Raw genomic sequence first — 11,854 nt, 5'->3', positions numbered from 1 at the left:
CTCATTTTCATGATTAATTGGCCTCCACAGTGCTGGCTGGCGCAGCTTTTTTCTGCGCGAAGTAGCCGCGCACCAGCACAAAGAACAGCGGTACAAAGAAGATGCCGAGGAAGGTGGCCGACAGCATACCGCCCAGCACCCCGACACCAATCGCATTCTGGCTACCGGAACCGGCGCCGCTGGCCAGTGCCAGTGGCAGCACGCCCAGACCGAAAGCGATCGACGTCATCAGAATCGGCCGCAGACGCAGACGCACTGCCTGCAGCGTCGCCTCTTTCAGCGCCACGCCCTGCTCCTGCAGCTCCTTGGCAAACTCCACGATCAGAATCGCATTCTTCGCGGCCAGACCGATCACCGTCAGCAGGCCCACCTGGAAGTACACGTCGTTCGACAGCTTGAACACAAAGGTAGCCAGCACGGCGCCGATCACACCCAGCGGCACCACCAGCAGCACCGAGAACGGAATCGACCAGCTTTCGTACAGTGCCGCCAGACAGAGGAACACGATCAGCAGCGACAGCGCATACAACTGGGTGGTCTGCGAACCGGAATCACGTTCTTCCGTCGACAGGCCGGTCCACTCGTAGGCGATACCGGGTGGCAGCTTGGCCGCCATCTTTTCGATTTCCGCCATCGCCACACCGGAGCTCAGGCCCGGTGCCGGCATACCGAGGATTTCGGTGGAAGGCATGCCGTTGTAGCGCTCCAGCCGTGGCGAAGCGTAGATCCACTGGCCGCTGGCGAAGGCCGAGAATGGCACCATCTCGCCTTTGGCATTGCGGGCAAACCATTTACCCAGATCTTCCGGCGCCATGCGCGACTCGGCCGCACCCTGCATATACACTTTCTTGACCCGGCCACGGTCGACGAAGTCGTTGACGTAGGCGCTACCCCATGCCGTGCTGAGTACCTTGTTCACTTCGTCGATGGACAGGCCCAGTGCTGCAGCCTTCTGCTGATCGATGGTGATCTTGTACTGCGGCGTATCATCCTGCCCGTTCGGGCGCACGGCCATCAGCAGCGGGTTCTGTGCCGCCATGCCCAGCATCTGGTTACGTGCCGCCATCAGCGCTTCATGGCCCACACCACCGCGGTCCTGCAGCTGCAAATCGAAGCCGCTGGCATTCCCCAGTTCGATCACGGCCGGCGGTGCAAAGGCGAACACCATCGCATCCTTGATGCGCGAGAAGCTGCCCATGGCACGGCCAACGATGGCATCTACCCGCATGGCGGCGCCTTTACGCTCCGACCAGTCCTTCATGCGCACGAAAGCGATACCGGTATTCTGGCCATTGCCGCTGAAACTGAAGCCTGCCACGGCAAACACGGAATCGACTGCCGCCTTTTCCTCGTTCATGAAATGCTGCTCGACCTGTTCGATCACCTTCAGCGTGCGCTGCTGGGTCGCGCCCGTCGGCAGCTGGATCTGGGCAAACAGCACGCCCTGATCTTCTTCCGGCAGGAAGGAAGTCGGCAGGCGCATGAACAGCGCGGCCAGTGCCGCCAGCAGCACGCCATACAGCACCAGCGTACGGCCCTGACGATTCAGGATCGCACTGACCCAGCCCTGATAAGTGCTGCTGCCACGCTCGAAGCTACGGTTAAACCAGCCGAAGAAGCCGGTATTGCTGGCATGGTGACCTTTTTCCACCGGCTTGAGCAAGGTGGCGCACAGTGCAGGCGTGAACACCATCGCTACCAGCACGGACAGCACCATGGCCGACACGATGGTGATGGCGAACTGGCGATAGATCACGCCGGTCGAACCACCGAAGAAAGCCATAGGCACGAACACGGCCGACAGCACCAGCGCAATACCTACCAGTGCGCCGCTGATCTGGCCCATGGATTTACGCGTGGCTTCCAGCGGCGACAGGCCCTCTTCCGTCATCACGCGCTCGACGTTTTCTACCACCACGATCGCATCATCCACCAGCAGGCCGATGGCCAGCACCATGGCGAACATGGTCAGCGTATTGATCGAATAGCCGAACGCGGACAGGATGGCAAAAGTACCCAGCAGGACCACCGGTACGGCCATGGTCGGAATCAGCGTGGCGCGGAAGTTCTGCAGGAACAGATACATCACGAGGAAGACCAGCAGCACCGCTTCCACCAGCGTCTTCACCACTTCTTCGATGGACAGCTTGACGAACGGCGTGGTGTCATACGCCACTACGGCCTTCATCCCGGCAGGGAACTGCTTTTCCATCTGGCCGATCTTGGCTTTCACAGCTTTGGCCGTGTCGAGCGCATTGGCACCCGTGGCCAGCTTCACGGCCACACCCGTCGCCGGCTTGCCGTTGTAACGCGCCAGCACATTGTAGTTCTCGCTACCGAGTTCGATGCGCGCCACATCGCGCAGATACACCGTCGCACCGCTGCTGGCCGTCTTCAGCAGAATCGCACCGAACTGCTCGGGCGTCTGCAGGCGGCTCTGGGCCGACACGGTGGCATTCAGTTGCTGCCCCGGTACTGCAGGCGCGCCGCCCAGTTCACCAGCCGAGACTTCGGCATTCTGTGCCTGGATGGCAGCCGAAACATCGGCTGGCGTCAGCTGGTAGCTATGCAGCCTGGCCGGATCAAGCCAGATCCGCATGGCATATTGCGCACCGAACGAAGTCACATCGCCCACGCCTTCGACGCGGCTCAGGCTATCGATCACATCGGAGGCCACGTAGTCGCCCAGATCGGCCTGCGTCATCTTGCCGTCCTCCGAGACGAAGCCCAGCACCATCAGGAAGTTCATGGTGGCTTTGGTCACCACCAGCCCCTGCTGGGTAACGATGGCCGGCAGCAGCGGCGTGGCCAGTTGCAGCTTGTTCTGCACCTGCACCTGCGCGATATCGGGATTGGTGCCGCTCTTGAAGGTCAGCGTGATGCTGATGCCGCCCGTACCATCGCTGGACGAGGACATATAGCGCAAGCCATCGATGCCTTTCATTTTCTGCTCAATCACCTGCGTGACCGCATCTTCCACAGTCTTGGCGGAAGCACCCGGATAGGAACCGGTAATCGAAATCGATGGCGGCGCAATGCTAGGGTACTGGGCAATCGGCAGGCCGGTGATGGCAATCGCGCCCGCCAGCATGATGACGATGGCGACCACCCACGCAAAGATAGGCCGGTCTATAAAAAATCGTGACATAAGCTGCCTCCCTTACTGCGCGTTGCCGTGCGGGGCCGAACTGCTGGCCTGCGCCGTCGCTGCTGCCGCTGCTGGCTTGGCCACCTGTGCGGGCGCGCCCGGCTGCACTTTCTGCAAGCCTTCCACGATCACCAGATCGCCAGCCTTGAGGCCGGACTTGACCAGCCATTTATCGCCACGGGTACCACCCGTCACCAGCGTGCGCTGCTCGACCTTGCCCTGCGGGTTCAGCACCATAGCCGTGGCCTCGCCCTTCTGGTTGCGGCTCACGCCTTGCTGCGGCACGGCGATGGCCTGCTCGTTCACGCCAGCATCAACCACGGCGCGCACAAACATACCGGGCAGCAGATCATGGCGCGGGTTGGGGAAGATGGCGCGCAGTGTGACATTGCCCGTACCCGGGTCCACCGTCACATCGGAAAACTGCAGCTTGCCTTCCTGCGCATAACGGCTGCCGTCCGACAGCAGCAGATGCACGCTGGCCTGCTGGGCGCCGCGTTTCAGGCTGCCGCTTTCCAGTTCGCGCTTCAGGCGCAGCAAGTCTTCGCTCGACTGCGTCACATCGACATAAATAGGGTCGAGCTGCTGCACGGTGGCCAGCGCCGTGCTCTGTCCTGCCGTGACGAGCGCACCGGCCGTCACGCTGGAGCGGCTGATACGACCGCTGATAGGCGCTTCCACCTTGGTGTACTGCAGGTTGATGCTGGCCGTTTCCAGCGCAGCGGCAGCCACCGCCACATCGGCCCTGGCCTGCTCGTGCGCGGCCACGGCATCGTCGTAATCCTGCTTGCTTACACCTTCAATGGCCAGCAGCTCCTTGTAACGCGCGGCCTTGGGAGCGCTGCTCAGCAGATTTGCCTGCGCCTTGGCCAGCGCCGCCTTGGCCGACTGGTAGGCGGCCTGATAGCTGGCCGCATCGATCTGGTACAGCGCGGCGCCAGCCTGCACATCGGCGCCTTCGACAAACAGACGTTTCCGGATCAGCCCACCGACCTGCGGGCGCACTTCGGCCACCTGATAGGCGCTGGTGCGGCCCGGCAGTTCGGTGCTGATCTGTAGCGCTTCCGGCGCTACTTTGAAAACGCCCACCTCCGCCACCTGCGCATGAGGTGCTTCGGAGCTGGAGTGGGAGCAAGCGCTGAGGCTGAGCACAGCGCTCGCTGAAAACAGTGCGACGAGGCTGGTCGTGCGCAGATTGGTGGGGCAGAAACGAGCTTCCATGTGAATTCTTTCTGTATAAAAAACAAGCACAGACATTAGAATGAACGATCATTCTAATTAAGTCAAGCAACATTTTTTTGAAAAACCCGTCTAGAACGTGGCGAATTAGTGGCTTTAGGCAAGGAATTTGCCCATAGGACACGGCTCAGCTTGCAGCCCGGTGCTACAATGTTTTATTTCCGACAGTCATTATTCTGGTCGTCTGTACATGATTTCGCCGCTCCCTCCACGTGCCAGACGGCCCCGCCTGACGACGCTCATCACGGCCGGCCTGGTCGCTGCCGTACTGCTGTCCGTATTCGCCGTACTGGGGCTAGTCAGCCACAACGCGCGTCAGAAGTCCGAGCGCGAGGCCAGAGAACGTCTGCAGCAACTGTCCTGGCAGATGCGCGACACGCTCAACCGCGTGGTACTGAGCGCCATCAACGACATCAAGCTGGTGCGCGAGCTGCCCCAGATCAGCAATCCCCGTTCGCCCGAAGAGGCACGCAAGGTGCTGGAAGCGCTGCAGAAGTCCTCGCCCGACTATGCGTGGATAGGCCTGGGCCATCCGGACGGCAAAGTGTATGCGGCCACTCAGGGCACGCTGGAAGGGCAGGACGTCAGCACGCGCAACTGGTTCAACCACGGCCACGACCGCTACTACGCCAGCGATTACCATCCCACTACCCTGCTGGGCAAAAAGCTGCCGGGCAGTGCCGACCCATGGCGCTTCGTCGATGTGGCCGGTCCCGTAACGGGTGCGGACGGCCAGTTCCGTGCCGTGCTGTGCGTGCAGATGAGCTGGAACTGGGCGCGCCGTCTGGTGCAGTCGCTGCTGCCGCCCGGTGCCCAATTGAATGGCGTGGAGATCTTTGTCCTGCGGCCGGATGGCACGGTGATCCTTGGCCCGCAAGGCATGGAAGACACGGTAATCCGCAGCACCAGCCTGACGCTGGCCCAGAGCGGCACAGCAGGCAGCGTGCGCGAAAGCTGGGCCGATGGCAAAACCTATCTCACCGCCTATGCCTTGACCGGTGAAGCCGAAGACCGCAGCAACCTGAGCTGGACGGTACTGGTGCGCCAGCCCGAAGCAGTCGCACTGGCCAGTGCCGAGCAACTGCAGCGCCCCATCCTGCTGCTGGGCGGCCTGCTGGCCGTGCTGGCCGGTCTGATCAGCATGCTGATGGCACGCCGTCTGCTCGCCCCCCTCAACGCATTGAGTGCCGACATAGAAAACCGCCTCGCAGCGCAGGACCATAGCGCGCCGCTGCCGCCCATCGCGCAGGTCGACAGCTTCCATGAAGGGCAGGTGCTGTCGCAGGCGCTGGCGGAACTGGTGCGCAAGGAAGAAAGCCATCTGGACTCGCTGCGCAATCTGAACGAGCGGCTGGAAACCACCGTGGCCCAGCGCACGCGCGAAATCGCCGGCAAGGCCATGCTGCTGGAACGCGCGCTGGCACAGGAACAGAGCACCCAGATGCTGCTGCAGGAACGCGCCGCCGAACTGCGTGCGATTCTCGATAATGCCTACGATGCCTTCATCGCGCTCGATCCCGGCGGCGTGGTGCTGGACTGGAACCGTCAGGCGGAAAAACTGCTGGGCTGGAGCCGTGCCGAAGTCATAGGCCAGCCGCTGGCCGCCATGGTGCTGCCGCCCCTGCTGCGCCGCGCCTATGAGCGCGACATGCGCCAGCTGGCGGAGAATGGCGGCGATACGGTACTCAACCGCCGCATCGAACTGACGCTGCACAACCGCGCGGGGCAGGAGCTGACGGTGGAAGTGGCGCTGGCCTATGTGCCGCGCAGTTCCGGCCATCTGTTCATCGCCTTCCTGCACGATATCAGCGAACGTAAATCGCTGTTTGCATCGATGGAAGCCATGGCGCTGCGCGATACCCTGACCGGCCTGCCGAACCGGCGCGCCCTGCTAGTGGCACTCAACGACGCCATTCAGCGCGCCAACCGTCTGCGCCAGAACTGCGCCGTGTTCTTCGTTGACCTGGACCGCTTCAAGCAGATCAACGACCGCTATGGCCACGAGGAAGGCGACGAGCTGCTGCGCCAGTTCGCCCAGCGCCTGCGCGAGAACGTGCGCAAGACCGATACGGTGGGCCGTCTGGCCGGCGATGAATTCGTGGTGATACTGGAAAACCTGCAGGACGATAGTGCGGCGCAGGAGACCGCCGACAAGCTGCGCCCTGCACTGCTGCAGCCATTCAAGCTGAAGACCACCAGCGTTACGCTGGGCGCCAGCATCGGTATCGCCGTGCACCATCCGGACGATCCGCACGATATCGAAATGCTGCTGGGCCGGGCCGACCGCGCCATGTATCAGGACAAGCAGCTGGGCAAGCCACAGCGCATCCGCCGTTAGGCCGGCAGCGCGGGCCTGCTGCCCGCGGCCAGCTGCCTGCTACGCGCGGCCCAAGGCCTGCTACTTACTGCCCGCAGGCTAGCGACTACCGCAGACCTATTTCCAGCTGCCGCGCAGGTCCAGCACCAGCCGCTGCAAATGCTCGGGCGTGACATCCTGCGGCGCTACCGCTTCGCCCACGGCCAGCTCCAGCCGCGAACGCAGGCCGCTGCGGAAAGCCCGCTCGAACACATTCTCGCTGCTGCGGCTCAGCAGATGGCCCCACAAACCACGCAAGGCCATAGGAATTACCGGCACCTTGCTGCGCTCGACGATCTTGCTGACGCCATTCTTGAACGGATTGAGTTCGCCCGTGCGGGTCAGCTGGCCCTCGGGGAAAATGCACACCAGATCACCTTCATGCAAAGCCTGGGCGATATCGACGAAAGCCTTTTCCATCAACCACGGGTCTTCCTTGGCCGGCGCGATCGGTATGGCGCGCGCAGTGCGGAACACCCAGCCCAGCAGCGGCATTCTGAAAATCTGGTGATCCATTACGAAACGGATGGGGCGCGGGCTGGCCGCCATGATCACGATGGCATCGACATAGCTCACATGGTTACATACCAGCACGGCAGCACCATCGACGGGTATGCGTTCCGCATCCACGCTGCGCACGCGGTGCACGGTCTGGATCAGCAGCCAGGCCAGGAAGCGCATGAGGAATTCCGGCACCAGCGAGAAGATATACAGCGCCACCAGCGCGTTCAGCAGCGCGGTCACGAGGAAGAGCTGGGGTATGGTAAAGCCCTGCCCCAGCAGCACGATGGCCAGTCCGGCCGCCGCCACCATGAACAGCGCATTCAGAATATTCATGCCGGCGATGGTGCGCGACAGGTGCGACGGTTCGCAGCGCGTCTGGATCAGAGCGAACAGCGGTACGATGTAGAAACCGCCGAACAGGCCGATCAGCAGCACATCGGCCAGGATATGCAGCACGCCCGGCTGATGCAGCAAGGCCATGGCATCGAACTGCGCCGCAGCCGCCGGAGCCAGCATGGTGCTGATGCCGCGGCTGGCAAAATACAGGTCGGCGCCGAACAGCGTCAGACCGATGGCGCCGAACGGTACCAGACCGATTTCCACCTTGCGGCCGGACATGCGTTCGCACAGCAGCGAACCGCAGCCCACGCCAAGCGAAAACACCGTCAGCAGCAGCACGAACACGCTATGGTCGCCATGCAGATAATCCTTGGCGAACACGGGGAACTGGGCCAGCACCAGCGCGCCATAGAACCAGAACCACGAGTTGCCCAGCATGGCCAGAAACACCACGCGGTTCTTGCGCGAATGGCCGATGTTGCGCACGGATTCGCCAATAAAATTCCAGCTGACTTTCAGATCCGGCACCGGCGCGGGCGAATAGGGAATGCGGTAGCTGGCCACTAGCCCCAGTGCCGCCACGGCCAGCGTCGCCAGCGCTTCATAGGCGATGCCGTGGGGCTGCTGCACCACCAGCAGCGCGCCGAATATCTCGCCCAGCAGAATGCCGACGAAGGTGCCCATCTCCGTTACACCATTCCCGCCCATCAGTTCCTCGGGCTGCAGCTGCTGCGGCAGATAGGCATATTTGACGGGACCGAACAGGGTGGAATGCACGCCCATGCCGACCACGCCCAGCACCAGCAGCCATAGCGTATGGGTGAACCAGCCCAGCGCGGCCAGCGACATGATGCCCAGCTCCAGCCACTTCACCAGCCGGGTCAGCGCGCCCTTCTCGTATTTTTCTGCCAGCTGCCCCGCCGTGGCCGAGAACAGCACATAGGGCAGGATGAACAGGCCGGGAATCAGATTGGTAATCAGCGCGGGTGATAGCGTGGTCCAGCTCAGGGCATCGTAAGTAATGATGACCACCAGCGCCGTCTTGAACAGATTATCGTTGAGCGCCCCCAGGAACTGGGTCCAGAAGAACGGCGCGAAACGGCGTTGCATCAACAGGGAAAACTGATTGGGCTGGCTCATGCTGGGCAGGTCCGTTCAAGGTAGAGTAACCGGAAAGATTGAACGGATTATAACCTCAGCTTCCGGCCCCGGTTTGCGATAAACCGCCGCCCGCGAAAATTCGCCGCCCATAAAAAAACGGCGCCCGGCAAGTCGCCGTGCGCCGCTACTAAGGAAAGCGGGAAAAGTGCGTAGCAGGGTATCGTCTGCGCAGTTCAGTGCATCAGAATACCCACAGCTTATCGGCCGGCAGCTGCAGCCAGTACTGCCCTGCTTCGAGCTTGTATTTGGAATGGGCACGCACGCTGATGTCGCTGCCGTCCGTGCTCTTGAACAGGCATTCGAAGCGGTCGCCCAGATACATACAGGTCAGCAGCGGCAGTTCGATGGCATTCTCCACCGGCGTAGCGCTGATCTTCACCTCTTCCACCCGGATGATGGTAGCCGGTTCCGCCGCACCGGCACCGCGCGCCGTGGCCTGCAGCGTGGCGCCGCCCAGCGCCAGCGTGACCTGCTGGCCGCTGCGTGCTGTAACCCTGGCAGGCAGACGGTTGTTACTGCCCATGAATTCGGCGCAGAACAGCGTTTCCGGGGTTTCGTACATGCTTTGCGGCGTGCCTTGCTGCTCGATTTTGCCGTTATTCAGCAGCAAAATACGGTCGGAGATCGCCATCGCTTCGGCCTGATCGTGCGTCACCATCAGGGCCGACAGGCCCAGACGTACAATCAGTTCACGCAGGAAGGCGCGCGCTTCTTCGCGCAGTTTGGCATCCAGATTCGACAGCGGCTCGTCCAGCAAGATCACGGGCGGGTTGTACACCAGCGCACGGGCAATCGCCACGCGCTGCTGCTGGCCGCCGGACAGCTGGTGCGGGAAGCGTTCGCCCAGATGACCGAGGCCGAGGTTCTTCAGTACGTCATTGACCTTGTCCTTGATTTCGCTGGCGCCCAGCTTGCGCAGCTTGAGGCCGTAAGCCACGTTGTCGAACACGGTCTTGTGCGGCCACAGTGCATATGACTGGAACACCAGCCCCAGATTGCGGTGCTCGGCCGGCAGCTCGAAATCGCGGCTGCCATCGAACACGTTGCGCTCGCCGATGGCGATGGTGCCGGTCTTGGGGCTTTCCAGTCCGGCCACGGCGCGCAGCAGCGTGGTCTTGCCGCTGCCGGAGGGGCCCAGCAGGGCCACCACTTCGCCCTTCTGCAGGTGCATGGATACACCCTTCAGAATGTGGTTCACATGGGCGCCGGAGCCATAGTCCAGATGCAGATCGTTGACGGTCAGTTCATTCATGGTGATGTCTCGTTTCATATTTTTTAAACTTGGTGAGGTACTTAGTCATGTAACTAGTTATGTAACTTCACGCCAAAACGCAGCGCCACGCCCAGCCCGATCGCAACCAGCGAAATATTGATGAAGGAAAGCGCAGCCACCAGATCGGTGGAGCCCGTGGCCCACAGCGATACCAGCAACGCACCTATCACTTCCGTGCCGGGCGAGAGCAGATACACGCCGGTCGAGTATTCGCGTTCGAAGATCAGGAACACCATCAGCCATGCACCGAGCAGGCCGTATTTCACCAGCGGCACCGTCACATCGCGCGTGACTTGGCCACGGCTGGCCCCCACGGCACGTGCCGCTTCTTCCAGTTCCGGCCCTACCTGCAGCAGCGCCGTCGAAATCAGACGCATGCCGTAAGCCAGCCACACCACCGAGTAGGCCAGCCACAGGGCGAAGATGGTGGAGCGCAGGGAGCGCAGCAGCGGAATCGCGTTCTCGCTGAGCCAGATCGCCATGCCGTTATCGATGCCTTTCAGGACGCCATCGAGCCAGCTCGGCACGAACAGGAACACCCACAGGAAGGACAGCCCGGCCAGCAGGCCCGGCACAGCGCGCGGCACAAGCACGCTGTAGTCGAGGAAGCGGGTAATGCCGTCCGGCTTGCGGTGCATGGCCAGCGCTATCGCGCAGTAGCAGATGACGGCGCAGGCACCGCCGATCACGCCGATCAGCACCGTGTTCAGGATGCCGCGCATCAGCGCCGGCTGGTCGAGAATTTCGCGGAAGTGCTGCAGCGTCAGCACATCGGCCAGACGTACGCCCTCGCCCCAGTACTGCACAAAGGAGCGCAGCAGAATGCCGGACAGCGGCATGATGATGGTGATCATCAGCCAGCCGAAGATCAGCGCAAACGCCAGCCATTTCCAGCGTCCCAGCGGCATGGGTTTGCTGCGCGCACCCTTGCCTTTGATGGAGACGAATTTATTGGCCGACTTCAGCAGCCAGCGCTGCAGCATCACCAGCGGCATGGTGACAGCCACCAGACACACGGCCACCGCAGCCATCAGGTGGTAGGACGGCGTACCGAGCTTGTTGGTCAGCTTGTACAGATAGGTGGCCAGCACCAGATGACCTTCCGGATCACCAAGCACCAGCACCAGACCGAATACCTCGAAGCCGAGGAAGAACACCAGCACGGCCGCATAAGCCAGCGCCGGCGTCACCATGGGCAGCGAGACATTGAACATCACCTGCAGCGGCGAGGCACCCGTAACGCGGGCCGCTTCTTCCACATCCGAACCGAGGCTCTTCAGGGCCGAGGAGGCGTACAGATACACGTGCGGTACGTGGGTCAGACCGGCGATCACCACGATGCTGGTGAAGGAGTAGATATTCCACGGGATGAAGCCCAGCAGGTCTTTCACCCACAGCGAGTAGAAGCCCACCGGCCCCATCGCCACGACGTAGCCGAAGCCCATCACCATGGGCGATACGAAGATAGGCACCAGCAGCAGCGGCGTGATGAAGCCTCGGCCCGGCAGATCGGTGCGTATCATCAGGAAGGCCAGCATGCCGCCCAGCGGCACGGCGATGGCCGTCAGGCCGGCGGCCAGCGCCAGCGCGTTCTTGAAGGCCACCGAGAAATCGGGGTCTTCGAAAATGAAACGGTAGGCGTCCAGTCCCAGCTCCTTGGCGGGCATGAAGAAAGGCGCATTCAGGAAGCTCTGATAAAAGATCAGAAGCAGCGGCAGGAAGATGGCGGTAGCGGCGAGCGTCACCACCACCCCGCGCGGCCAGTTAATACTGTGCCGGCCCGAGCCGGTAAGGTTCAGAGTTTGCATAATGAGTCCGTGTGAGCGGATGGATG

General features: G+C 62.1%; 6 protein-coding genes. 1 reads left to right on the top strand and 5 read right to left on the bottom strand.

From position 1 onward, the window contains the following. Positions 1–13 precede the first annotated feature (13 nt). Together GTP23_RS05000 and GTP23_RS04995 are read right to left on the bottom strand one after the other, a co-directional pair. Positions 14–3,148 carry an efflux RND transporter permease subunit gene (locus GTP23_RS05000; protein WP_161034112.1) on the bottom strand — a complete coding sequence of 1,045 codons (3,135 nt, stop codon included), beginning with the start codon at positions 3,146–3,148 and terminating at the stop codon, positions 14–16. A gap of 12 nt (positions 3,149–3,160) precedes the next feature. Then, the gene (locus tag GTP23_RS04995; protein ID WP_161034111.1) at positions 3,161–4,369 is read right to left on the bottom strand and encodes an efflux RND transporter periplasmic adaptor subunit; all 1,209 of its coding nucleotides are present in this window, start codon (positions 4,367–4,369) and stop codon (positions 3,161–3,163) included. Between the two features lie 208 nt (positions 4,370–4,577). Here GTP23_RS04995 and GTP23_RS04990 point away from each other — a divergent pair, with 208 nt between their 5' ends. Then, positions 4,578–6,725: a diguanylate cyclase domain-containing protein gene (locus GTP23_RS04990; RefSeq protein WP_161034110.1), complete on the top strand. Its 2,148-nt coding sequence runs from the start codon at positions 4,578–4,580 to the stop codon at positions 6,723–6,725. Positions 6,726–6,821: 96 nt separating this feature from the next. Here the strand turns inward: GTP23_RS04990 and GTP23_RS04985 are convergent, their stop codons facing one another. The 3 genes from GTP23_RS04985 to GTP23_RS04975 form a co-directional block, all read right to left on the bottom strand. Next, a complete protein-coding gene (locus tag GTP23_RS04985) occupies positions 6,822–8,726 on the bottom strand; it encodes an MFS transporter (RefSeq protein WP_161034109.1) in 1,905 nt (634 codons plus the stop codon). A gap of 202 nt (positions 8,727–8,928) precedes the next feature. After that, positions 8,929–9,999, bottom strand: coding sequence for an ABC transporter ATP-binding protein (locus GTP23_RS04980; RefSeq protein ID WP_161034108.1), 1,071 nt, complete (start codon positions 9,997–9,999; stop codon positions 8,929–8,931). A 53-nt stretch (positions 10,000–10,052) separates the two neighbouring features. Next, positions 10,053–11,828 carry an ABC transporter permease gene (locus GTP23_RS04975; protein ID WP_161034107.1) on the bottom strand — a complete coding sequence of 592 codons (1,776 nt, stop codon included), beginning with the start codon at positions 11,826–11,828 and terminating at the stop codon, positions 10,053–10,055. Between the last annotated feature and the right edge of the window lie 26 nt (positions 11,829–11,854).

Source organism: Duganella fentianensis, from assembly GCF_009857835.1.
GTDB classification, from domain to species: Bacteria; Pseudomonadota; Gammaproteobacteria; order Burkholderiales; family Burkholderiaceae_D; genus Rugamonas; species Rugamonas fentianensis.
This window is presented reverse-complemented; position numbering and strand designations above follow the sequence as displayed.